We start from the raw sequence: 22,097 nt of genomic DNA, 5'->3' as shown, positions 1-22,097 counted from the left end.
CACACTGCCTTCCTCTTCAAGTAGACGGCCAGCCCCTCTCGGGCGTCCAAGACCAAGATCCGATGCGGCAAATAGGTTCAGCCTATCGATCTCCCATCGATTGCTCCGCAAGCGCCCTTTCCTGGGCCCAAAACGGCGCTAGCGGAGCAATGGATCGGGCTTGTCATGTGAGTGCAGCTCCGCCACTTTCAGGAACGCCCGGGCCGCCGGAGTCAGGTCCTCCTTCCGGCTCAGGATGGCAACATCAAGGTGGGATACGGGTTCGATGAGCACCGTGCGCAGCCCGGCCTTGTGCGCGGTGGGTGCCCAGGAGGACGGCATCACCGCATGTCCCACTCCGGCGAGCACCAACGGCAGGATGGAGGTCCGGTGGGCCACCTCGACGACGATCTCCGTGTTGACGCCGCGCGCCAGCGCATCGTCCACCAGCCACCGCATCAGGGATCCGCGCTGGCTGGCGATCAGCCGGTGCCCGCCGAGGTCCTCCCGCTGGATGGACGTTCCTGGGATGAAGGTGTCGGCCTGGGGGTTCACGATCAGGATCAGCGGCTGGCGCTCCAGCTCGAGGACCTGCACGCCCGGGACCCTGATGGGCGTCGAGGAGCCGGCAAGGCCGATTTCGGTGCTCCCCGTGCGGACGGATTCGATGACTTCCTCGGGCGTGAACGCGGCGCTGACATTGAGCCGGACCGAGGGATGGAGACTGGTGAACCTGGCGATCATCGAGGTGAGCGGCTCAATCCCGGGCGAGGGCATGGTGATGATGTCCAGGCGGCCGCTGCGCACACCCCGCAATGCCTGTACCGCGGACTGCGCGGCATCGAGGTCGCGCATCACGAGGCGGGCCGGCCCGATGAGTTCCCTGCCTGCTTCGCTGAGGACCGCCCGGCGGCCGATGCGGTGGAAGAGCGGCACGCCGAGGTCCTTCTCCAACCCCGCGATGGTCTGGGACAGCGAAGGTTGGGCGATCAGCAGGTGTTCTGCCGCGCGGTTGAATCCGTCATGGTCAACAACGGCCAGGAAATACTTCAGCTTCCGCGTGTCCACGCCAGCCCCTCTCGCGATTCGGTCCTTGTGGGCTTCCCGCGTAACGGCCCGGCGGGAGCCATGCGCGCCGCGCTGAAGCATAGACAGCCTACGCCTATGAAAGAATCAACGCAGCGTCCAGCCGGCCCCTCTGACGCATCCGGAGAGCGGGCCCGCCCCGTAACGGCAAAGGAGCCCCATGAGCAGCCCGATCCAACCCCACAGCGAACGTGATGGGGACGCCGCGGCACCCGCCGCCGCTGCCCCGGCCTATCCACAGCTGCGGCTTAACAGTGATGCCCTCGAAAACAACATCCGTGTGATGGCGTCCTGGTGCCAGGAACGGCATGTGGACCTCGTGCCGCACGTGAAGACGACCATGTCCGCGCCGATCATCGCCCGGCAGGTGGCTGCCGGGGCCGTGGGCGTAACCGTGGCCACTGTGGACCAAACCGCTTCTGCTCTCGCCTGGGGACACCGGCATGTCCTTATCGCCAATGAGGTCGTCGACCGGTTGGGCCTGACACGCCTCCGCAGCTGGCTGGAGGAAGATTCGGGGCGGGAAATCCGCTGCTTCGTGGACTCTGCTGTCGGAGTCGGGGCGGCAGCCCAGGTCTTCGACGCCGAAGCGGGCGCCGCCCTTGAAGTGCTCCTCGACGTCGGAACGCCCGGCGGGCGCACTGGGATCCGCAGCCTCCAGGAGGCTGTCCGCATCGCTGAGCTGGTCCGCGCAGCGCCCGGACTCCGGCTCGTTGGCGTTGCCGGTTACGAAGGCGTCGTGCCCAACAGCAGGGCCGAAGAGACGATCGCGGCCGTGGACCGGCACTGCCGGCTGGTGCGGGACGTGTATCTGGAAGTCGCCCGGTTCTATGAGACGCCGGCGCCCATCTACTCCATGGGCGGGTCAGCTTTCCCGGACCGCGTGGCGGAATACCTCCCCGACGGGAGCCAGGTGCCCGGAACACGGAGGATCCTCCGATCTGGCTGCTACGTCACCCACGATCACGGCACGTACGCCAGCGTCAGCCCCGTGCCCGGCCTCCTTCCGGCACTGACAGTCCGAGCTGTTGTGCTGTCCACCCCCGAGAGCGGGATGGCCGTAGTCGGCGCCGGTAAGCGGGATCTTCCCTACGACGCCGGGCTGCCGGTGGTCCTGTCGGTACAGGCCGCTGACGGCGCACCGAAGGATGGGGCAACCGCTGTTGTGCGCAATCTCTTCGACCATCACACGGTCCTCACCGGAGTGAGCGGCCTGGACGTTACGGATGTGGTGGACTTCGGGATATCCCACCCCTGCTCCGCGTTCGACCGCTGGCCCGAATACGTTCTCACCGACGGAACCGGCCGGGATATTGGCGTGTGGCACACGGATTTCCACCGGTCGTCCCTCGCCGCGGCCCGGTGGTGAGCCACAGCAGGGATGCGGAGTACCGCGCCCGGTAATCACCCGCCGATGAGGCCGCCCAGGCTCCGGTATTTTGCCAGCCGCTGCGGCAGTAGCGTGGCGATTCCGGCGTCGGACAGGGTGGCGAGTTCGTATTCGATGGCCTGACCCATCCGCCGGCAGAACGCTTTTGCTTCATGTGAGGCGTCGGGGCGTTCGTCCACGATGTGTTCAACGAGTCCGTTGGCGTGCAGGGCCGCGACGTGGACGCCCTGGGTTTGGGACATGGCGGGTGCGAAGTCTGTGTTCCGGTGGACGATGGCGCTGGCGCCTTCAGGCGGGAGCGGGGAGAGCCAGGCATGCTGGGCCGCGATGGTGCGGTCCGCGGGCAGGAGGGCCAGTGCCCCGCCGCCGGCGCCTTGGCCAAGAAGCACGGACACGGTGGGGGAGGCCAGCCCGATGAGATCGTGCAGGGACCGGGCGATCTCGCCCGCGAGCCCGCCTTCTTCGGCTTCCTTGGAGAGGGCCGCACCGCCGGTGTCGATGACGGTCAGCAGCGGCAGTCCGAGTTCCTCGGCGAGGCGCATGCCGCGCCGGGCCTCACGGAGGGATGCCGGTCCCATCGCTGTTTGCTGCGAGGGCCGGGGCCGGGTGTGGCCGATGACCACGCAGGATTCCTGGCCGAAGCGGGCCAGGGCAAGCTGCAGGCCGGGATCCTTTTCCCCCTGTCCGGTGCCGTTGAGCGGCAGCACATCCCGGGCTCCGTAGGCGAGCAACTGGCGCAGGTCCGGCCGTCGCAGGTTCCGGGAGATTCCGATCGATTCCCAGGCGCCGGCGTCGGACGGTTTGACCGAAAGGGTCTTCGGCGGCACAGGCCGCTGGTGCGCGCCGGTGACCAGGATGCCCAGGGCGCGGTCGACGACGTCGGACAGTTGCGAGGGCGGGACCACCGCGTCGATCAGGCCTCTGTCGAACAGGTTTTCGGCGACCTGGACGTTCTCCGGAAACGGCGTGCCATGGAGCGCCTCGTAGACGCGGGGGCCGAGGAAGCCGAGCAGGGCCCCGGGTTCGGCCACGGTGATGTGGCCAAGGGATCCCCACGACGCCATGACTCCTCCCGTGGTGGGGTGCCGCAGGTAGACGAGGTAGGGCAGTCCGGCCTGACGGTGCGCGCGGACGGCCGCACTGATTTTCACCATGGACAGGAACGCGATGGTTCCTTCCTGCATGCGGGTGCCGCCCGACGCCGGGCCCGCCAGGAGCGGCAGGCCCTCCCGGGTTGCCCGTTCGACGGCGGTGACGATGCGTTCCGCTGCGGCGAGCCCGATGGAACCGGCGAGGAAACGGAATTCGCTGACGATCACGGCCACGCGCCGGCCGCGGATGAGGCCTTCGCCGGTGAGGACGGATTCATCCACACCGGTTTTGGCGCGTGCGGCCGCCAGTTCCTGCCGGTACTCGGGACCCGGATCGGGATCCACAACCGGGTCGTCCCAGCTCCGGTAGGAGCCCGGATCGAGCACGGCAGTGATGAGTTCGGTGGCGTCCAGGTGCCTGGCCTTTTGTTCTGTCAGCATGGTCAGCGCCTTTCCTGTCCCGCCCCGGCGGGGCTGACGCCGGCGCCAGCGCCAGCGGGAAGCAGGCCGAGCCACTGCCGGATCTGCTCCCCGTCCTGGTCCAGTAGAGGCGGGGCGCTGTGCGCTTTCAGGGTGGTTTCCGTGGTGTCGGCTGTGCTGAAGAACCGCAGCGGCGGCCCGGGCAGGGTGACGGTACCCAGGATTTTGTGGTCGACGTCGATCACCAGCCCCTGTGAGTGGACCTGTTCCCAGGCGTAAACCTCGTCCAGGGTGCGGACCTTGCCGGCCGGGATGCCCGCCTCGTTGAGTTTGGCGAGCAGCGGCCCGGCCTCGAAGTCGGCGAAGGCGTGCTCGACCTCCTCGATGACCTTCTCGCGGTTGCGCACCCGGTCCGCGTTGGTGGTGAATTCCGGCCGGGAGGCGTCGATTCCAAACGTGGACGCGAACGTCTTCCACAGTTTTTCGCTGCCCACGCTGATCTGCACGCGTCCTTGCCGGCAGTGGAACAGGCCATAGGGGGCGATGGAGGGGTGGTGGTTGCCCTGTGCCTTGGGCGTTTCACCGGCCACGGTGGCCCTGGTGCCCTGGAACGCGTGCACCCCGATGAGGGCCGCGAGCAGGGACGTGCGGACGATCTGCCCCCGCCCGGTCCGCTCGCGCTGGAGCAGCGCGGCGAGGGCGCCGAATGCACCGTACATCCCGGACAGCAGGTCGGCGATCGGAACGCCCACCCGCTGGGGATCGTCCGGGCCGGAGCCGGTCAGGGACATCAGGCCGGCTTCGCCCTGCAGGATCTGGTCGTAGCCGCTGCGCCGGGATTCCGGCCCGTCGTGTCCGAATCCGGTGATGGACAGGATCACCAGTGCCGGGTTCAGCGCGTGCATTTCCGCCGCGGAAAAGCCGAGCCGGTCCAGGACCCCGGGGCGGAAGTTCTCGATGACGACGTCGGCGCGTTCCAGCAGTTCGCGCAGGACTGTCCGCCCGTCGTCGCTCTTCAGGTCCAGGGCGATGGATTCCTTGTTCCGGTTGCAGGACAGGAAATAGGTCGCCTGCGGATCGTCTTCCGGCCCGACGAAGGGCGGGCCCCAGCCGCGGGTGTCGTCCCCGGTGCCGGGGTTCTCCACCTTGATGACCCGGGCGCCGAGGTCGGCAAGCATCATGCCTGCGTGCGGGCCGGCCAGGGCGCGGCTCAGGTCCACCACGAGGTAGCCGGACAGCGGACCCTCTGCGTGGGGAGTGGATTCAGTGCTCTGCATGGTGTTCCTTCTGTAGCTTGTAGGTACCCGGGGTGCTGCTCTTGGTCGCTGGCCGCTTACAGCCAGCCGGGGACCACCATGACCAGCCAGGCGATGGCCGGTCCGGCGACGACGACGATGCCGCTGTAGGCCAGGATCTGTTTGTAGAACCTGTCCTTATCCACGTCTTCGGGTGCGTTGGCCAGCACCAGGGCGCCGTTGGTGGAGAACGGGGAGACATCAACGATGGTGGAGGCCACGGCAAGGGCGGCAATGACCCCGACGGCGCCGATTTCCCCGGAGGCCAGGAAGGGCACCGCCAGGGGGATGAGGGCGGCCAGGATGGCGGTGGAGGAGGCGAAAGCGGAGACAACGGCGCCGATGTAGCAGATCAGCAGGGCCGCCAGCAGCGGCATGCCCAGCTGGGCCACGCCGTCGGAAACGAATTTGATGGTGCCGGCCTCTTCGAGGACGCCCACGAAGGTGAGCATGCCGCAGAGGAGGAGGACCGTGGACCAGCTGATTTTGTTGACGGCGCCTTTCTGGGCGTCCGGGGAAACCAGGGCCAGGACCATGGCGATGGTGATGGAGACGAAGCCGACGTCCACCTTGAAGCCCAGCGAAATCACTGCCAGGGCGATCAGGCCGAGGATCGTCACGAGCTGGGGAACGGAGGCGCGGGCTGTTCCGGCCGGCTGGCCGGTGGTGGAAGAACCGTTGCCGGACTGCGCAGCGGAGCCTGACGTGCCTTTGGAGGAGACGCGGGCGGAGGAAATGTCCGTACCGGAACCCTGCAGGGTGACGCCGGCGATGCGGGCTCCCACGCTCATGGCCATGCGCTTTTCGGCGGCCTGTTCCACCAGGCTTCCGCCTGCGGAGGAGCCGGACTTGGTGCCGCCGAGAACAAAGAACAGCACCAGTGCAATAGCCAGGTTGAAGAAGAAGCTGGCCAGGAAGATCGCCATGGGGCTGGCTTGCAGTTCCGTCTTGGCAATGATGCCGTTGACGGTGACGCCGTAAACAGCGATGGGGGAGAAGCCGCCGGCCTGCGCGCCGTGGATCACCATCATGCCCATCATGAGCGGGTTGATTTTGTGCTTGGCCGCGAAGCTGAGCGCGATCGGCGCGATGATGGCGACTGCCGCGGGCGAGAGTGCGCCGACAGCCGTGATGACCGCGGTGATCGCGAACATGATCCACGGGATCAGGGCCACCTTGCTGCCGACCATCCGGACAGCGCCCCGGACCATCAGGTCGATGGTGCCGTTGTTCTGCGCTATGGCAAACAGGTAGGTGACCCCGACGATCGTCAGAAACAGTCCGCCGGGGAAGTTGGCCAGGATGTCATTGGTGGACATCCCCAGCACAACCGAACCCAGCAGGAATGCGCCGACGAAGGCCAGTGCGCCCATGTTGAGCGGGAGCACCGTGGCTAGCAGGAACATCACCGCCAGGATGATGATGGACAGGACGGGAGCGGACATCTTTGTTCCTCCGGATCGGATGGTGGGAAAAAATTGATTGGCTTAGTGGCCTAGCCTCCTAGACACTAGGTGTCTCTGTCAATAGTTCTCCGGTACTCTTGGGATTTAGGACCTTCTCGAAAGGACGCAGATGGCTAAGCAGACGGCAACCCGGCAGATTACCCGCGTTTCGCGGCCCCGGCTCTATGAGCAGCTCGTGGAGCAGCTCATGGACTTCATCGAGGCTGCCCAACTGGGTCCCGGGGACACCCTGCCTGCTGAGCGCGAGCTGGCCGAGCGGCTGGGGGTTTCGCGCGCCACCCTGGCCCAGGCTCTGGTGGCGCTGGAGGTTCTTGGGGTGATCGACGTCCAGCACGGCACCGGTGCAGTGCTGGTCTACCGTCCCAATGTCCCGTCCGTGATCAAGGGGCTGCGCGAGCACCGCAGCCGGCTGCCGGAGATCGTGGAGGCGCGCAGCACCCTCGAGGTCAAGCTTGCCGAGCTGGCGGCAGTGAGACGCACCAAGGAGGACATGAAGGCCATCGACAAGGCGCTGGAGGCAATGGCCGAGGAGGTTGCCTCGGGCGGCCGGGGTGCGCACGGCGACGAGCTGTTCCACCAGGCCGTGACCGCCGCCGCGCACTCCGCAGTGCTGGCGCAGCTGATGACGTTCATTGCCGGAATGGTCCTGGAAACCCGCCTTGAGTCGCTCGGACAGCCGGGCCGCCCGGAGCAGTCCCTCGCCTCCCACCGGAAGATCGCCGAGGCCATCCGGGCTCGTGACTCAGCCGCGGCTTCCGCGGCGATGCTGGAGCACATCGACCTCGTCTCCGATGTGGCCCTGCTGAAGAACTCCTAGGCTCGCGAACGAATTTACGGCCATCGAATCCGGGGACGCGGTTGAGGCGATCCGCCGCATCAAGGGCGAGGGCGGGGGCACCATTGTGCTCTGGGGCAGCCTCGCCCTGAGCCAGGCTTTCTTTGCGGCCGGTGAAGTTGACGGCGTGCGGCTCGTGGTCATGCCCATCGCCATCGGCGCGGGCCGGGGCGTGTTCCCTGCCGGCCAGGAACCCACGCTCCTTAGCCTGCTGAGCGCGAAGACTTACGATGCCGGGCTGATGGAGCTCGAATATTCGCTCGGCTCCCTGATGTCCTAGAGGTTTGTCATCCGCTCGGCGGCTTCGTTGTAGCGTCCGCCCGCCACCTGGATTTTGGATGCGGCCTCCTCGATCTCCGCGAGTTCCCCGGCCGTCAGTTCGACGTCGGCAGCGCCGATGTTCTCCTCCAGCCGGTGGAGTTTCCGCGTGCCGGGGATCGGGACGATCCAGGGCTTGCGCGCCAGGAGCCAGGCCAGTGCGATCTGGCCGGGGGTGGCGCCTTTGCGTTGGGCGAGGCCAGCGAGCAGGTCGACGACGGCTTCGTTGTGCCGGAGCGCTTCGGGCGCGAACCGGGGGATGGTGCTGCGGATGTCATTGCCGGCGTCGAAAGTGGTTGCGGCGGTGATGGTGCCGGTGAGGAAGCCTTTGCCGAGTGGACTGTACGGCACGAAGCCGATCCCCAGTTCCTCGCACGCCGCCAGTACCTCCAGTTCGGGGCGCCGCCACCACAATGAGTACTCACTCTGGACGGCCGTGACCGGCAGGACCGCGTGGGCCCGGCGGATTGTCCCGGCGGCGGCTTCTGACATCCCGAAGTGCTTCACCTTGCCGGCTTCGATGAGCTCCTTGACCGCACCCGCGACGTCCTCGATGGGCACGTCCGGGTCGACGCGGTGCTGGTAGTAGAGGTCGATGGCGTCTACGCCCAGCCGCCTTAGGGAGCCCTCGACAACGCGCTTGATGACGTCGGGACGGCTGTCCACCCCGCCGCCGGGCCGGCGTTCGATCGGATCGATGTCCCATCCGAACTTCGTGGCGATCACCACCTTGCCCCGGTACGGGGCGAGCGCCTCGCCGACGAGTTCCTCGTTGGCGTAGGGACCGTAGATTTCGGCAGTGTCGAAGAACGTCACGCCGCGCTCCACGGCGGTTCGGATCAGGGAGATCATTTCCTGCCGGTCCGGCCTGTCGCTGTAACCGCCGGTCATGCTCATGCAGCCCAGCCCGATGGCGGAGACCTCCAGGCCGCTGGTACCTAAAGTGCGCTTATCCATTGCTCGTGCTCCTGTCGCTCTGTTGACTGGTGCCCCTATTGGCGGAGCCGCCTAATCAAGATCACCACCCCGGGCCCGGGCGCGGGAGGGCCTGCTGTTCCACGTACTGCCAGACCACCCTTCAGCAGCCACCGCCGCGAAGGGTGTACTGGCAGGACCTCCCGCCGACGCGTCCCCGGGACGTAGCCTGAATGCATGGATAGGCAAAGCGATGTACGTGAATTCCTCCGGTCCCGCCGGGCCAAAGTGACTCCTGAGCAAGTCAACCTGATCGTGGGCACCAACCGTCGTGTGCCCGGCCTGCGTCGGGAAGAAGTCGCCACCCTGGCCTCCGTCAGTGTGGATTACTACGCCCGGCTGGAGCGCGGGAACCTCACCGGGGTTTCGGACGAGGTATTGGAAGCCATTGCCCACGCATTGCGGCTGGACGAGGCAGAAACCGCCCATCTCTTCGACCTGGCCCGGGCCGCGCAGCAGCGGCCGGCCCGCCGTCGTCGTCCGGCGCCGCCGGAACAGGTGCGCCCCGGCGTGCAGCGGTTCCTGGACGCCGTCACGGGCGCCCCCGCCTGGATCCGCAACGATCGGCTGGACTTCATTGCCTCCAACGCCCTTGGCCGTGCGCTCTACGCGCCGATCCTGGCTGATCCGGTGCGGCCCGCCAACAGTGCCCGCTTCGTGTTCCTCAATCCGGAGTCGCGCTCCTTCTACCCTCATTGGGAGCAGGTGGCTAACGACGTCGTGGCCATCCTCCGCAGCTATGCCGGCCAGCGGCCGCACGACAAGAACCTCACCGACCTGATCGGGGAACTCGCCACCCGGAGTGACGAATTCCGCATGCGCTGGGCCGCCCACAACGTCCGGTTCCACCGCACCGGGGTGAAGCAGCTTCACCACCCGGCGGTGGGGGACCTTGAACTCACGTACGAAGTCATGGAACTGCCCGCCAACCCGGGCTGGACCATGTTCGCCTACACGGCCGAACCCGGTTCTGCCAGTGACGAGCGCCTGAAACTGCTCGCAAGCTGGGCCGCGACCACCGCCGGCGAACAGCCCGTCCCGGCGTCAGAAAGGACACCCTAGGGACGCAGCAGGGGCAGGGTGACGCGCGCGGGCCGCGAACTTTACTGGTCCGCACCCGGCAGGAACTGGCTGTTCCTGATCCGTGATTCGCCGAACCGGATTGCCAGGGGTTCAATTTCCCAGACTCCGCCGCCCCGTGTTTTCGGGCTGCCCACGGCGACGTGAGGTGTCCAGTGCGGGGACCGGTAGCCAAGGGCACGTGAGCTGAGGATGAAGTCGTCCACACTGTCCACCAGCAACCCGTCCAGGAGTTCGTGGAGGGCCTGCACCAGGGCGACCTGATAGTTGTGCACGTGTTCCGGGACAGTGACGTCCAGCCCGGCCACGCTGCCACCGCCCAGGGTGATCAGCCGTTCAGCGCTTCCGGAAAAGCCATCCAGCACGGGCAGCCCCTGCACCCAGGCTGACGTGCTGCGGGCGGCAGCGGCAACACTCGTAACGCCCGTGGTCCATTCCGAGACGTCCCGGGCGAAATCGGCCAGGACCCCGAGATGCAGCAGGGTCAGGTGCAGTCCCCGCTGCCTGCGCAGGCCACGGACATAGCTGCCAAGTGCCTCGTAGTCCGAGGGGCCGGATCCGATGCTGAGCACCGGCGATTCCACCGTGATGCGCGGAATTGTCTCCATTCCGGCCCCTCCTGACCGCGCTGACATCTGGCTCTGGATGCCATTATCCGCCAAGGGTCGCCAGTTCGCCCACGGGCCGGGTCACACGGCGAGCGGCCGCAAGCCGTCCAGCAGGGGAGTCGTGGGCCGCCCGGCGAGCCGTGCGAGGTCGCCGGTGGTCAGGGCCAGGGCATCCTCCCGGATGTTTCCGTCCAGGGCGGCAAGGAAACCGGCGGTTGCCGGGTCGAGGCCTGCAGCCTCCAGTGCGCTGGCGTGCTCCGCCGAACTCACGGAGTCATAGCTGACGGTGCGCCCCAGGACGGTGGAGAAGGCTGACGCCAGCTCCTCGTAGGTCCAGGCGTAGTCCCCGGACAGTTCGTAAACCCGGCCTTCATGCCCCGGGGTGGTCAGGACGGCGGCGATGGCAGCGGCGTAGTCCGCACGGGTGGCGCTGGCCACCCGCCCCTCGCCGGCGCTCCCCAGCAGCGTTCCGGTCTCGCGCGCGGCGGCCAGCGCAGCAGCATAGTTCTCCGTATACCAGCCGTTGCGCAGGAAGGTGAACGGAAGACCGCTGGCACGGATGTACTCCTCGGCCTTCACATGGTCCGGGGCAAGAATGATTGGCGTGCTGTCGGCCGCCAGCACGCTGGTGTACAGGATGTGGGCAACCTTGGCCCGCACGGCCGCGTCGATGACGGTTTCATGCTGTGCTGTGCGGTTCTGGATATCGTTGCCGGAAATCAGCAGCAGGGTGTCACCGTCGCTCAACGCCGAGTCAACGCTGGCCGGATCGTTGTAGTCAACCGATGCGGTCCTGACACCGAATCCCGCCAGGTCCGCAAGCTGTTCGGCAGACCTGCCGCCGGCCACAATCTGCCCGGCCGGTACGCCGCGTTGCAGCAATTCCCCGACGACGAGTCGTCCCAGCTGGCCGGTGGCTCCCGCAATAACGATGGACATGTGATTCTCCTTGATTTCCGGACGCCCGGATCGGCGCCTTCCGTAATGGCCAACCTGCCTCGAAGGGGAACAATTCCGTCTCCCGATCACGCACTTTGAAGTGCAATAGGCACCTTCAGGTAAGCAATGGAGAATGATTTTGCCGGATCACCCGGTCTTCAGGAGCTGGACGGACAGCAGGTCTCCGGTGGTGCAATCCGGCTTCGCATGAACGGCGAAAACCAGCCGGCCGCCGTCGTGGAGCTGACCGGGGATGGCGAAGTCGGTAACCACTTCGTCGCCGTCCCGCCCGGACCTGACCGGGCCCGCCAGCACCGACCCGTTGAGCCGAAGGTCGCGGCGGCTGCATCGTCCAGTGCCACAAGCTCCGCGAGACGCTCCCGGGGCGGGCCGGTGGGCCAGTAGACCGTGTACCGCTCGTAATGGATGCCGGCGAACGGTTCCAGCAGAACTGTGCAAACACTTCCATCGGCGTCCACCGCGGTGAGGAGGCGAATGCTGTCCAAGGGAAAGGCCGACGTCGGGAGGGCACTGTTGTTAGCGCTAACAGAAAGCTTCCCTGAACAGTAGGGGGCGGAGACTTTTCCTGTCAATGGGACTGTGCCGGAGCTAATGCCTGGCCGGCCGCTGAGCGAGGATAACTGCCTGGGGTGACTTCTCGCGGGGTCCGGGTTCACGTGACATCTGGGCAACCATGGTGAATCCGGCGTCGGTCAGGCGGTCGATGACGGCCGCGGGCGGGAAGAGCTGGGCGTCCATGGCCACGTCATGCCCGTAGGCGCGGGTTATGTGTCGAGGGCCGTCGCCCACCTGGAAACTGATCATTGCATAGCCTCCGGGCGAGAGGACCCGGAAGAACTCGGTGAACACGCCCGGGAGATCGCCGGGGGCCAGATGGATGACGGAGTACCAGGCGAAAACTCCGCCCAAGTGCATATCCGGATAGGGAAGGTTCCTGAGCCCAGCCACTTCGAAGCGGAGCCCGGGATACGTCCTCCGGGCCACCTCCACCATGCCGGCGGAGACATCGATTCCTGACACGTCGACTCCCAGGCCGGACAGCAAACCGGCCATCCGGCCCGCTCCGCAGCCCGCGTCAAGCACGGGCCCGGCATTTTCTTCCTTCACGTAACCGGCGAAAGCCTCGATCATCCCGCGGTCCGCCGGTGTCTCGAAACTGGCATCAGGCAACAACCGCGCGTAGCTCTCCGCCACCGTGTCGTAGGCCGACCGGACGTTGGCAAGGTGGTCATCAACATGCATCCGGCAAGGCTACCGCGGGGTGCTGAGTTCAGTTCCCGCTGTCGCCGGAATGCGGACAATCGCCGGGAGCCGGGGCGGGGGCGCGGAGTCCTTGCTGGACTATGTGTACCTGCCGGGCGTAGTGGGTCTGCGGACGGAAGACCTCGTCAGCAATGCCCAACATTCCACTGGTAGCACCGCGCCACACACCGCTGCGCCGGTTCCTCCACGAAACCCAACACCAGAGGCAGGCAAGCAGCGCCGGAAAACCCAGCACGACCACCAGCACAATGAGCAGATCCATAATGCAACCCTAGCCCGCGGGCTAATGATCCTTTGCGCAAAGACGGCAACCACGCCATTACAGCCCTAGCCCAGATACAGGTGGGCCAGCGCTTCTTTGGCGAGGCCTTTCAACGTCGACGGGTGCACAGCATCGTGGCGAAGCGTTGCCGTGGCTGCGGCCCAGACGGCGCCCCAGAAGGCGTCCTCTCCCGGGTCCGTGTTCGGCGGCCGACGGATAAACCAGTCGTAGCCCCGGGGTCTGGGAGGAAGTTCGGCATCGGCGAGGTACGAATCGATGTCGTCATCGATCGATTCCAAATCAGCTTCAGTCAGGACGAACGTTTCCAATCGTTCGCTCCCGTTCTGGAGCCGATGGACGCCCCTGCCGTACCGATCGCCGGCAGCCGCGCGGACGCGCACAAAGTTGCCCTGCCCTGCCGCCCACACAACCAAGGCGCCCCACCCGTTCTCCGTGGCGAGGATCCAGCCGGCGGGAGCTTCGGCAAGTTCAGCGCATGCCCAGGGATCGTGGTCCATGCCCGATACTCTATTGCCCCGGAACGTCGAGCAGCTCTGAAGAAGCAACCACCGCGGCCGCTCCCTAGCATTAGGGTGTTCGCATCAGCTCCCTAGGAAGGAACCCGCAATGAAGGACACGGAAAATTCAGGCACAGGCACCACAACGTACGGCGGATTCGAGGAGGACGAACGGGCCGCGATGAAGGAGCGCGCGCAGGAACTCAAGAAGGCGGCCCGCCGCGGACCGCGCGGCGCCAAAGCTGACGGGGAAAGTGAGGTTCTCGAGAAGATCGCCGAGATGCCCGAATCCGACCGCCTCATTGCCGAGCGGCTTCATGCCCTCGTCAAGGCCAGCGCACCGGAGCTCACGCCGAAAACCTGGTATGGGATGCCCGCCTACGCCAAGGACGGCAAGGTGGTCTGCTTCTTCCAAAGCTCGCATAAATTCAAGACACGGTACTCAACGCTGGGCTTCAACGACTCGGCGAATCTCGACGACGGCACCATGTGGCCGGCCGCGTATGCCCTTACGGAGCTGACCGCCGCCGATGAGGCAAGGATCAGTGAGCTCCTGAAGAAGGCCGTCAGCTGAGGTCTGGGTGCACCATTTGACGGGCGATTAGCCGCCGGGCTGCCTTGCAGGACGTTGAGCCGGAACGGCCGGTGATCCCGTTTCGACGTCATTACATGGCGCAGGACCGCGCTGCCCAGGCCATTGCCGCAAAGACCAGACGGGTGGCATGCCGCTATTGAAGCACAATGGAGGCGTGACTTCTTCGTTCCCCCCTCCGGCAGCCGCACGCCCCATCGGACCCTTCGACCTGGGTGTCATCGGCGCGGGCCTGGCGTTTGCCGAGTCGCTGGGGAAGCTGACCGAGGCCCTGGGTGCGGGAGGCACTGCCGGGACCGCCGTAGTCCAGGCACCTCCGGGCACAGGCAAGACCACCCTGGTTCCGCCGTTGCTCGCCAACATGGCCGCCTCAGCGGTTGCGCCAGATAGAACGGTGGGCCGCGGTCCGCGCGTCGTCGTGACCCAGCCCCGCCGCGTCGCCGCCCGCTCGGCCGCGCGCCGCCTGGCTGCCCTGGACGGGAGCCGCCTCGGGGACCGCATCGGTTACACCGTCCGCGGTGAGCGGGTCTGCGGTGCCGGCACCATGATCGAGTTCGTCACGCCCGGCATCCTGCTGCAGCGTCTCCTCGCGGATCCGGGGCTGGAGACCGTGGACGCAGTGATCCTCGACGAGGTCCACGAACGCGGGCTCGAGACCGACCTGCTCCTCGGCATGCTCGCGGAGGTCCGCGAGCTGCGTGGCGACCTCACGCTCGTCGCCATGTCCGCGACGCTGGACGCACCCCGCTTCGCCGCCCTGATCGGCTCGGGGCACGGCGGGAACCACGACGACGGCGGGCCGGCGCCCGTCGTCGACTGTCCGTCCGCGCTGTACCCCCTGGAAACGGAGTGGGCGCCGGCAGCGGCAGCGCGGTTGGACACCCGGGGAGTGACCCGGGGTTTCCTTGACCACGTGGCGGACACGGCTGCGGCGTCACACGCGGAGGCGCTTGCCGCGGACGCAGGTGTGGACGCCCTGGTGTTTGTCCCCGGCGCCTGGGAAGTTTCGCACGTCGCCGCCCGCCTGCGGAGCCGCGTGGCCGCCGAAGTACTGGAGCTTCACGGCCAGGCAAGCCCGGCCGAACAGGACCGTGCCGTCTCCGGGCGGGAGCCTGGCGGACGTGCCCGGATTATCGTTTCCACCGCGCTCGCCGAATCCTCCCTGACCGTCCCGGGAGTCCGCCTGGTGGTTGACTCCGGCCTGTCCCGGGAACCGCGCCGCGACACGAACCGCGGCATGTCCGGCCTCGTCACCGTGTCCTGCTCCCGGGCCTCCGCCGAACAGCGTGCCGGGCGGGCCGCCCGCCAGGGCCCGGGCAGGGTAGTCCGTTGCTACGACCACAAGAGCTTCGGTGCCGCCCCGGCCCACCAGACACCGGAAATCGCGGTGGCTGACCTTACTGGCGCAGCACTGGTCCTTGCCTGCTGGGGATCGCCCGGCGGCCGCGGCCTGGCCCTTCCCGACGCCCCGCCCGCGGCGGCGATAAATGAGGCTGTCGAAGTTCTCCGCGAGCTGGGTGCCGTCGGACCGGACGGCCTCGCCACGGATATGGGTAAGACCCTGGCCAGGATCCCCGCCGATCCCAGGTTAGCCCGAGCCCTGCTGGACGGCGCCGCAACCGTCGGCCACCGAACCGCGGCGGAGACGGTCGCGGTCGTGTCCGGTGACCAGCGCGCTCCGGGCGCCGACCTGACGCGCCTGCTGGCCGCCCTGCGGTCGGGCAAGGACCCGGCGGCCCGGCGCTGGAAGGAGGACGTCCGGCGGATGGAGGCGATCGTCCGCAAGCAGGATGCCGCCGTCGAACGTTCCCAAACCGTTCCGCCGGTGACCGCCGCGGAGTCCGTCGGGTTCGTCGTTGGCCTGGCGTTTCCCGACCGCGTGGCGCGCCGCGTTCCCGGCGCAGGGGCGCAGTACCTGCTGTCTTCCGGCACCCGGGCGGGCCTTCCGGCAGGCAGCCCGTTGGCCGGGTACGAATGGCTGGCAGTCGCGGAGGTGGCCCGCGCGGAAGGCCGCGATGCTGCCGGAACCGGCGCCGTCATCCGGTCCGCGGCGCCGCTGACCGCTGATACGGCGGAGGCCGCAGCCCGGCACCTGCTGAGTGAGGCCGTGGAAGCCGGCTTCACCCAGGGACGGGTCACGGCCCGCCGGGAACGCCGGCTGGGCGCTATCATGCTCGCGTCGACGCCGGTGCGGCCGTCGGCCACGGAGGGACGGGCGGCCGTGGCCAGGGCGCTGGCCAAGGAAGGGCTGGGAACCATTGGCTGGTCGACGGCGGCGGACGCCCTGCGCCGCCGTCTCGCGCTGTTGCACCGGGAACTGGGCGATCCGTGGCCGGACGTTTCCGAGGCGGCGCTGCTGTCCCGGCTTGACGACTGGCTGGCTCCTGAGCTCGCAGCGCTTGCCGGCGGGGCCGCCACAGCCGGCGTCGACCTCACCGATCCGCTGCGCCGGCTGCTGCCGTGGCCGGACGCCGCCCGGCTGGGGGAACTGGCACCGGAGGCGCTGGAGGTGCCGAGCGGCTCGCGGGTCAGGATCGACTACCCGGACGCAGAGCACGACGACGGCCGGCCGGTCGTGGCGGTCAAACTCCAGGAGTGCTTCGGCTGGACCGACACACCGCGGTTGGCAGGTGGCAGGGTCCCGGTCCTGTTCCATCTCCTGTCGCCGGCGCGGCGGCCGCTTGCGGTGACGGATGACCTCGCCTCCTTCTGGTCCGGGCCCTACGCGCAGGTGCGGGCCGAGATGCGTGGCCGCTACCCGAAGCATCCCTGGCCGGAGGACCCATGGACTGCGCCGGCGACTGCGCGGACCAAGAACCGGATGTAGGGCGGTCATCCGGCCTTCGGCACACGAGGGATCCAGCAGCGCACTGTGTCGCAGTACTGCTGGAATTCTTTGCCGAAGCGTTTCTTGAGGTCGGATTCCTCGAGCGGCCTGACGACGTAGTTCCACACGAGCGAGCCCAGGACCGCGTAGGCGACAACGAGCCAGGACTGCAGGATGAAGCCCACCGCGGTGCCCTGGACAATGCCGGAGGCGGCCATTGGATTACGAATCCAGCGATACGGACCTGCGATGACCAGACGGTTCGGCATCGCCGATGGCAACGGGGTGCCATCGCCCTGTGTCGACATCACTACTGCCGACGAGACGCCAAGTGCGCTGGCAAGTACGAGAAGCGCGGCACCCACAGGACCAGCGAACGATGGAAACGGGAGCGCGACCCTCCAGCGCTGTTCGAGAACCGCTATGGCCAGCGGAATCACCACCAGGAAGAACCCCCAGAAGAGGACGATTTGCCCGAATGTTGAAGCCACGTGGGTCGCGGCGGTCGGGCGGCGGTTGGCGGGATGGAAGGCGAACGGACCGCGGATGATCCACGCGGTCGGTACACGTCCCAGCAAGACGAGGCAGAGGGCGATCAGCGAACCTGCGGTGGCAGCACCCATGGTTAGTACGCCCCAGCCCGCTTCGGTTGTGACGGTGGCGTATACCGCCAGTGCGATACAGACAGCGCCGGTCCAACCTGTACTCACGACCGCGGCGGCCTTGACGCCGCATGCTGCCCCGGCCGAAGCCATGACGAACAGTGGAATATCGACGGCCGCGACCGTTGCCGGGTCGAGGTGACCCAGGGTCGCCTGGCGCACCACGGGCGACAGGAATACCGCGGTCCACCAGGCGAAACCGGCAATCGCTTGGACAGCGAAATATGCGCGACCCCACCGAACCAGCCGCGTCGCCGACTTAACCCCAAACATCAGCAGTCCCTGTCGGCTCGTCGATGGAATTCTTCGGGCTGCCACTTCCCAGTTCCAGGACTGGCACTGTTTGAGCCGAAGACAATGTTGGCCTCAGCCTACCGAATTCGGCCATTCATGCCGCTCATTCGGGCGCTGCAGTCTATTGCGGCAGAATCATTGACCGGCGATACTTAGCGATATATCGTTAAGTATCGCCGGTGGTCGGCGACAGATGTACCCGAAAGGACGATGCCACCATGAAAGGCATTCACGACAAATTTGCAGACAACGGCCCGGAACGGGGTCGTTTCGAGCGCGGCCGGAGCCGCCGAGGACCCCACGGCCACGGCGGCGGTGGGTTCGGACGCGGCTTTGGGGCGGGGTTCGGGCCCGGCTTCGGTCCGGGGTTCGGGCCCGGCTTTGGCCCCGGCGGCCCGCGCCGCGCCAACAGGGGCGACGTTCGCGCCGCCATTCTTTCCCTGCTCGCCGAAGCCCCATCCAACGGATACGGGCTGATCAGGACAATCGCGGAAAAAACCTCCGGGGCCTGGCGTCCCAGCCCGGGGTCCGTTTACCCGACACTCCAGCAGCTCGTCGACGAAGACCTCATCACACCGGTTGGTGAGGGCCGGCGCACTGAGTTCACGCTCACCGATGCCGGCAAGGCCTACGTGGCCGAACACGCCGAGGAGCTTGGCAATGCCTGGAACACCGATCCAGAGGGCGCGGTGCCGGTTTTTCATCAGAGCGTGGGGAAGCTCATGGGCGTCATTCATCAGTTCAGGGTCGCGGCTACCGACGAACAGCGCCTGGCTGCCGTCGAAAAGATCGATGAAGCCCGCCGTGCCCTGTACCTCATCCTCGCGGAGTGACCGCGGAGGGAAGATGCAGAAAGCCCGACGTGGCCATGTGAGGTAACTGATACACACCGGAAACGTTGTGTCGAGGCGGCGAAACATTCCCCAGCTACGCTCATTCCTACCTGGACAGCGGAGTCCACGCAGCGAACGAAAGGACATACCATGATGACGCTTTTGAGCACTATGACACTCTCCCTTCATGCCGGCTGGAAGGACAAGGACCCTCACCTCGGCGGGGCCGGCTCCATGGGTGTCTTCCCGAGCGGCCAGCTCTCATCCACTCCCTGGGAAGGGTGGTGGCACGACGAACCCTAGCCGTCCGGACAAGGGCGACACGTGTTCCTCTTGAAGTTCGGCAGCCTCAGGGTGTCGAATCGTCTTACATAGGCCGCGCGGCGGCTCACGACTAAGACGCCTGGAGTTGCTCATGTCGGTAAAAGGCACAAATGGCCGGGCCAAGAGCCCGGCCCGCGGCACCTCTGATTCCCGACGGGCCGACACCGCCGCCGGGGCTCCCGCCGATGCACCGGAGAAAGTCCGCAATGTAGTCCTCGTAGGCCACTCCGGTGCGGGAAAGACCATGCTGCTGGAAGCACTGCTGGCAGCAACCGGCGTCATCTCACGGAAAGGTTCGATCGAGGACGGCACCACGGTCAGCGACGCCGAGCCCTCCGAGGTGCACCAACAGCGCTCGGTGGTGCTCTCCGTAGCCCCACTGGTGGTGGAGGGCATCAAGGTCAACCTTCTCGATACACCCGGCTACGGCGACTTCACCGGTGAACTCCGGGCGGGACTCCGGGGCGCGGACGCGGCCCTGTTCGTCGTCTCGGCCATCGAAGACATCGATGCCGCCACCACGGCACTCTGGGCTGAATGCGACCAGGTGGGGATGCCCCGGGCGGTGGTAATCAGCCGGCTGGACCACCCGCGCGCGAATTTCGAGGCGGCCGTTGCCGCCTGCCAGCGGGCGTTCGGAGACTCGGTGGTGCCGGCCTATCTCCCCGTGCGCACCGGGGACGCCACCACCGGGCTGCTGGGACTGCTTTCGCAAACAGTTTCGGACTATTCCGCCGGTTCCCCGACGCCAAACGTGCGGCCGGCCGGCCCGGATGAACTCGCTGCCGCTGACGCCGCACGCGGCACCCTCATCGAGGGGATCATCTCGGAGAGCGAGGACGAGACCCTGATGGACCGTTACCTCGGCGGCGAGGAGATCGACGTCGACGCCCTGGTCAGCGATCTGGAGACCGCCGTCGCCCGGGGCACATTCTTCCCCGTGCTGGCCTCCTCCGCCGAGACGGGCCTGGGCATGGCTGAACTCCTGGAAATGCTGACCCACGCATTTCCCTCTCCCCTAGAGCGCAGCCTGCCGCAGGTGACCAGCCTTTCGGGTGCACCTGCAGCCCCGCTGGCCTGCGATCCTGCGGGTCCGCTGGCCGGCGAGGTGGTGCGGACCACGATCGACCCGTTCCTGGGCCGCGTCTGCCTGGTACGGGTCTTCTCCGGCACGCTGCGGGAGGATTCCGCCGTGCACGTCAGCGGGAGGGGGCTGTCCGAGCGCGGCCACGAGGACCACGACAGCGACGAACGCCTCACGCACCTCTACTCACCGGTGGGGTCCAGCCTGAGGCCGGTTCCGTATTGCGTGGCCGGGGACATCTGCGCGATCGCCAAGCTGGCCAGCGCAGAGACAGGCGATACCGTGTCCGCCAAGGAAACACCGCTGCTGGTGGTTTCGTGGGACATGCCGGAGCCGCTGATGCCCTTGGCCGTCGAGGCAGCATCGCGCAGTGATGAGGATGCCCTCGCCAAGAGCCTCGGAAAGGTGGCAGCCGGTGATCCGACGCTGCGCGTGGAACGGAACCCCGAAACCCACCAGCTGATCCTGTGGTGCATGGGCGAAGCCCACGGCGAAGTGGTGCTGGACAGGCTGCGGGACCAAGGGGTCAAGCTGCAGACCGTGGCCGTGATTACCCCGCTGCGGGAGACGTTCGTGGCACCGGCGTCGGGCCACGGCCGGCACGTCAAGCAGTCCGGCGGCCACGGACAGTACGCCATCTGCGACATCGACGTCGAGCCCCTCGACCGAGGTGCGGGCTTCGAGTTTGTTGACAAGACGGTGGGCGGGGTCATCCCGGGGCAGTACATCAGTTCCGTGGAGAAGGGCGTCCGGGCCCAGATGCAGAAGGGCGTGTCAGCAGGGTTCCCCGTGGTGGACATCCGTGTGACGCTGACCGGCGGCAAGGCGCACAGCGTGGACTCTTCCGATGCGGCTTTCCAGGCGGCAGGGGCCCTGGCGTTGCGTGAAGCCGCCGCCGCGGGCCGGATCCAGCTCCTCGAACCCGTCCTGGCAGTGACCATCAGTGTCTCTGACGACTACGTGGGAGCGGTGATGAGCGATCTGTCCTCCCGGCGCGGGCGGCTGACGGGAACCGACTCGGCCGACGGGAGCGGCACTGAGATCAGCGCAGAGATACCGGAACAGGAACTGCTGCGCTACGCGGTGGAACTCCGGGCACTGACGGCGGGCACCGGCCGCTTTCGGCGCACCTACCTGCGCCACGAGCCGCTGCCTCCGAACATGGCCCACACGGCGCCGCGGCAATGAACTTGCTCGCCAGGAGTTTCCTAGTCCCCGGCGTTTCCTAGCCCCTGAGGGCTCGCAGCCTGCGAGCGTAGGTAGGCCGCGACCGGCGCTGCCGCGGACGCACCGATCTCGTCGGCGCTCCGCTTTTTGCCCGCGACCGCAAACGAATGGTCGCCGCCGTCGTACCAGTGAAGCGTGGCAGTGGGCCCGATCCGGGCAACCACGCCCTCCAGCAGTTCAGGCGTGGCAAACGTGTCCCGCGTCCCCTGCAGGAACAGCATCGGGAGGGTCAGGCCGTACAGGTGCTCATCACGCAGTTTCTCCGGTTTGCCCGGGGGATGCAGCGGGTACCCCAGGTAGACGAGCCCGGCCGCCGGCATTCCTTCGGCGACGGCCATCGAGGCCATGCGTCCGCCGAAGGACTTGCCCGCCGCCCACACCGGCCCGGTGTCGGAGTGCGCGGCCGCCCTGGCTGAGGCCTCCTCCATGGCTGCGCGCCACGTGGCTATCGCAAGGGGCGGCCGGTCCGGGAACTTCCGGCCGGCCTCGCGGTAGGGAAAGTTGAAGCGAAAGGTGGCCACGCCGTCGTCGTTCAACGCCTGGGTGAAGCCCACCATGAAGGGGTGCTCCATGCCGGCGCCGGCACCGTGGGCAAGGACGAGCGTGGCGAACGGGTTGTCCGGCCGGGCGTAGAGGCCGGAGACCTGGATATCGCCGACGCTGATGGTTACGGGGGACTCGGGTACGGGCATGAGTCAATGATGCCGG

General features: G+C 67.2%; 21 protein-coding genes. 10 read left to right on the top strand and 11 right to left on the bottom strand.

All coding sequences use genetic code 11. The features are described 5' to 3' along the window. Positions 1 to 138 precede the first annotated feature (138 nt). Positions 139 to 1,047: a LysR family transcriptional regulator gene (locus AC1DRE_RS01185; RefSeq protein WP_476982971.1), complete on the bottom strand. Its 909-nt coding sequence runs from the start codon at positions 1,045 to 1,047 to the stop codon at positions 139 to 141. Positions 1,048 to 1,225: 178 nt separating this feature from the next. Between AC1DRE_RS01185 and AC1DRE_RS01180 the strand changes: the two genes are divergently transcribed. Continuing rightward, positions 1,226 to 2,434 (top strand): alanine racemase, encoded by a 1,209-nt coding sequence (locus tag AC1DRE_RS01180; protein ID WP_476982970.1) that lies wholly within the window; start codon positions 1,226 to 1,228, stop codon positions 2,432 to 2,434. Positions 2,435 to 2,469: 35 nt separating this feature from the next. Here the strand turns inward: AC1DRE_RS01180 and AC1DRE_RS01175 are convergent, their stop codons facing one another. From AC1DRE_RS01175 to AC1DRE_RS01165, 3 genes are read right to left on the bottom strand one after another with little or no spacing between them, the layout of a single operon-like run. Then, positions 2,470 to 3,987 (bottom strand): carboxyl transferase domain-containing protein, encoded by a 1,518-nt coding sequence (locus AC1DRE_RS01175; protein WP_476982969.1) that lies wholly within the window; start codon positions 3,985 to 3,987, stop codon positions 2,470 to 2,472. Between the two features lie 2 nt (positions 3,988 to 3,989). Beyond that, complete coding sequence (locus tag AC1DRE_RS01170; RefSeq protein WP_476982968.1) at positions 3,990 to 5,243, bottom strand: CaiB/BaiF CoA transferase family protein; 1,254 nt, start codon at positions 5,241 to 5,243, stop codon at positions 3,990 to 3,992. 56 nt (positions 5,244 to 5,299) lie between these two features. Beyond that, a complete protein-coding gene (locus AC1DRE_RS01165) occupies positions 5,300 to 6,706 on the bottom strand; it encodes an SLC13 family permease (RefSeq protein WP_476982967.1) in 1,407 nt (468 codons plus the stop codon). A 130-nt stretch (positions 6,707 to 6,836) separates the two neighbouring features. Between AC1DRE_RS01165 and AC1DRE_RS01160 the strand changes: the two genes are divergently transcribed. Together AC1DRE_RS01160 and AC1DRE_RS01155 are read left to right on the top strand one after the other, a co-directional pair. Further along, positions 6,837 to 7,544 (top strand): FadR/GntR family transcriptional regulator, encoded by a 708-nt coding sequence (locus tag AC1DRE_RS01160; protein ID WP_476982966.1) that lies wholly within the window; start codon positions 6,837 to 6,839, stop codon positions 7,542 to 7,544. A gap of 22 nt (positions 7,545 to 7,566) precedes the next feature. After that, positions 7,567 to 7,842 (top strand): dihydrofolate reductase family protein, encoded by a 276-nt coding sequence (locus AC1DRE_RS01155; protein ID WP_476983326.1) that lies wholly within the window; start codon positions 7,567 to 7,569, stop codon positions 7,840 to 7,842. Here AC1DRE_RS01155 and AC1DRE_RS01150 read toward each other — a convergent pair. Then, positions 7,839 to 8,837: an aldo/keto reductase gene (locus AC1DRE_RS01150; protein ID WP_476982965.1), complete on the bottom strand. Its 999-nt coding sequence runs from the start codon at positions 8,835 to 8,837 to the stop codon at positions 7,839 to 7,841. The genes AC1DRE_RS01155 and AC1DRE_RS01150 overlap by 4 nt on opposite strands. A gap of 195 nt (positions 8,838 to 9,032) precedes the next feature. On the opposite strand from AC1DRE_RS01150, the gene AC1DRE_RS01145 reads away from it, so the two are divergent. Then, on the top strand, positions 9,033 to 9,917 hold the full coding sequence (locus AC1DRE_RS01145) for a helix-turn-helix transcriptional regulator (protein ID WP_476982964.1): 885 nt from the start codon (positions 9,033 to 9,035) through the stop codon (positions 9,915 to 9,917). Positions 9,918 to 9,958: 41 nt separating this feature from the next. Here AC1DRE_RS01145 and AC1DRE_RS01140 read toward each other — a convergent pair whose 3' ends face one another. Further along, on the bottom strand, positions 9,959 to 10,543 hold the full coding sequence (locus AC1DRE_RS01140; RefSeq protein ID WP_476982963.1) for a hypothetical protein: 585 nt from the start codon (positions 10,541 to 10,543) through the stop codon (positions 9,959 to 9,961). Between the two features lie 81 nt (positions 10,544 to 10,624). Further along, positions 10,625 to 11,482, bottom strand: a complete 858-nt coding sequence (locus tag AC1DRE_RS01135; protein ID WP_476982962.1) for an SDR family oxidoreductase — start codon at positions 11,480 to 11,482, stop codon at positions 10,625 to 10,627. A 126-nt stretch (positions 11,483 to 11,608) separates the two neighbouring features. On the opposite strand from AC1DRE_RS01135, the gene AC1DRE_RS01130 reads away from it, so the two are divergent. Beyond that, positions 11,609 to 11,887 (top strand): hypothetical protein, encoded by a 279-nt coding sequence (locus AC1DRE_RS01130; protein ID WP_476982961.1) that lies wholly within the window; start codon positions 11,609 to 11,611, stop codon positions 11,885 to 11,887. Between the two features lie 204 nt (positions 11,888 to 12,091). On the opposite strand, the gene AC1DRE_RS01125 is transcribed toward AC1DRE_RS01130, so the two are convergent. Both AC1DRE_RS01125 and AC1DRE_RS01120 read right to left on the bottom strand, forming a co-directional pair. Then, entirely contained in the window at positions 12,092 to 12,745 is a 654-nt protein-coding gene (locus AC1DRE_RS01125; RefSeq protein WP_476982960.1) for a class I SAM-dependent DNA methyltransferase, read from the bottom strand. 348 nt (positions 12,746 to 13,093) lie between these two features. After that, a complete protein-coding gene (locus AC1DRE_RS01120; protein ID WP_476982959.1) occupies positions 13,094 to 13,546 on the bottom strand; it encodes a DUF5956 family protein in 453 nt (150 codons plus the stop codon). A gap of 109 nt (positions 13,547 to 13,655) precedes the next feature. Here AC1DRE_RS01120 and AC1DRE_RS01115 point away from each other — a divergent pair, with 109 nt between their 5' ends. Beyond that, positions 13,656 to 14,120, top strand: coding sequence for an iron chaperone (locus AC1DRE_RS01115; protein WP_476982958.1), 465 nt, complete (start codon positions 13,656 to 13,658; stop codon positions 14,118 to 14,120). A gap of 175 nt (positions 14,121 to 14,295) precedes the next feature. Continuing rightward, positions 14,296 to 16,965, top strand: a complete 2,670-nt coding sequence (hrpB, locus tag AC1DRE_RS01110) for an ATP-dependent helicase HrpB (RefSeq protein WP_476982957.1) — start codon at positions 14,296 to 14,298, stop codon at positions 16,963 to 16,965. Between the two features lie 5 nt (positions 16,966 to 16,970). On the opposite strand, the gene AC1DRE_RS01105 is transcribed toward hrpB, so the two are convergent. Continuing rightward, positions 16,971 to 17,900 (bottom strand): methyltransferase family protein, encoded by a 930-nt coding sequence (locus AC1DRE_RS01105; RefSeq protein WP_476982956.1) that lies wholly within the window; start codon positions 17,898 to 17,900, stop codon positions 16,971 to 16,973. A gap of 239 nt (positions 17,901 to 18,139) precedes the next feature. Here AC1DRE_RS01105 and AC1DRE_RS01100 point away from each other — a divergent pair, with 239 nt between their 5' ends. The 3 genes from AC1DRE_RS01100 (at position 18,140) to AC1DRE_RS01090 (ending at position 21,350) form a co-directional block, all read left to right on the top strand. Continuing rightward, positions 18,140 to 18,754 carry a PadR family transcriptional regulator gene (locus AC1DRE_RS01100; RefSeq protein WP_476982955.1) on the top strand — a complete coding sequence of 205 codons (615 nt, stop codon included), beginning with the start codon at positions 18,140 to 18,142 and terminating at the stop codon, positions 18,752 to 18,754. Positions 18,755 to 18,904: 150 nt separating this feature from the next. After that, positions 18,905 to 19,057: a hypothetical protein gene (locus AC1DRE_RS01095; RefSeq protein ID WP_476982954.1), complete on the top strand. Its 153-nt coding sequence runs from the start codon at positions 18,905 to 18,907 to the stop codon at positions 19,055 to 19,057. A gap of 112 nt (positions 19,058 to 19,169) precedes the next feature. After that, a complete protein-coding gene (locus tag AC1DRE_RS01090) occupies positions 19,170 to 21,350 on the top strand; it encodes an elongation factor G-like protein EF-G2 (RefSeq protein WP_476982953.1) in 2,181 nt (726 codons plus the stop codon). A 20-nt stretch (positions 21,351 to 21,370) separates the two neighbouring features. Here AC1DRE_RS01090 and AC1DRE_RS01085 read toward each other — a convergent pair whose 3' ends face one another. Then, positions 21,371 to 22,081, bottom strand: a complete 711-nt coding sequence (locus AC1DRE_RS01085) for an alpha/beta hydrolase family protein (protein WP_476982952.1) — start codon at positions 22,079 to 22,081, stop codon at positions 21,371 to 21,373. Positions 22,082 to 22,097 lie beyond the last annotated feature (16 nt).

It is taken from the genome of Arthrobacter sp. P4_H3 (genome assembly GCF_056400885.1).
The sequence above is the reverse complement of the archived record's forward strand: the minus strand, read 5'-3'. Positions and strand labels throughout refer to the sequence as shown.

Excerpts from the sequence above, each read along its gene's own strand:
- AC1DRE_RS01100 (WP_476982955.1), top strand. The coding sequence starts at position 18,140 with ATGAAAGGCATTCACGACAAATTTGCAGACAACGGCCCGGAACGGGGT.
- AC1DRE_RS01120 (WP_476982959.1), bottom strand. The coding sequence starts at position 13,546 with ATGGACCACGATCCCTGGGCATGCGCTGAACTTGCCGAAGCTCCCGCC.
- AC1DRE_RS01090 (WP_476982953.1), top strand. The coding sequence starts at position 19,170 with ATGTCGGTAAAAGGCACAAATGGCCGGGCCAAGAGCCCGGCCCGCGGC.
- AC1DRE_RS01180 (WP_476982970.1), top strand. The coding sequence starts at position 1,226 with ATGAGCAGCCCGATCCAACCCCACAGCGAACGTGATGGGGACGCCGCG.
- AC1DRE_RS01105 (WP_476982956.1), bottom strand. The coding sequence starts at position 17,900 with ATGTTTGGGGTTAAGTCGGCGACGCGGCTGGTTCGGTGGGGTCGCGCA.
- AC1DRE_RS01130 (WP_476982961.1), top strand. The coding sequence starts at position 11,609 with ATGGAGAATGATTTTGCCGGATCACCCGGTCTTCAGGAGCTGGACGGA.
- AC1DRE_RS01175 (WP_476982969.1), bottom strand. The coding sequence starts at position 3,987 with ATGCTGACAGAACAAAAGGCCAGGCACCTGGACGCCACCGAACTCATC.
- AC1DRE_RS01085 (WP_476982952.1), bottom strand. The coding sequence starts at position 22,081 with ATGCCCGTACCCGAGTCCCCCGTAACCATCAGCGTCGGCGATATCCAG.
- AC1DRE_RS01125 (WP_476982960.1), bottom strand. The coding sequence starts at position 12,745 with ATGCATGTTGATGACCACCTTGCCAACGTCCGGTCGGCCTACGACACG.
- AC1DRE_RS01165 (WP_476982967.1), bottom strand. The coding sequence starts at position 6,706 with ATGTCCGCTCCCGTCCTGTCCATCATCATCCTGGCGGTGATGTTCCTG.
- AC1DRE_RS01135 (WP_476982962.1), bottom strand. The coding sequence starts at position 11,482 with ATGTCCATCGTTATTGCGGGAGCCACCGGCCAGCTGGGACGACTCGTC.
- AC1DRE_RS01115 (WP_476982958.1), top strand. The coding sequence starts at position 13,656 with ATGAAGGACACGGAAAATTCAGGCACAGGCACCACAACGTACGGCGGA.
- AC1DRE_RS01170 (WP_476982968.1), bottom strand. The coding sequence starts at position 5,243 with ATGCAGAGCACTGAATCCACTCCCCACGCAGAGGGTCCGCTGTCCGGC.
- AC1DRE_RS01140 (WP_476982963.1), bottom strand. The coding sequence starts at position 10,543 with ATGGAGACAATTCCGCGCATCACGGTGGAATCGCCGGTGCTCAGCATC.
- AC1DRE_RS01145 (WP_476982964.1), top strand. The coding sequence starts at position 9,033 with ATGGATAGGCAAAGCGATGTACGTGAATTCCTCCGGTCCCGCCGGGCC.
- AC1DRE_RS01160 (WP_476982966.1), top strand. The coding sequence starts at position 6,837 with ATGGCTAAGCAGACGGCAACCCGGCAGATTACCCGCGTTTCGCGGCCC.
- AC1DRE_RS01095 (WP_476982954.1), top strand. The coding sequence starts at position 18,905 with ATGATGACGCTTTTGAGCACTATGACACTCTCCCTTCATGCCGGCTGG.
- AC1DRE_RS01150 (WP_476982965.1), bottom strand. The coding sequence starts at position 8,837 with ATGGATAAGCGCACTTTAGGTACCAGCGGCCTGGAGGTCTCCGCCATC.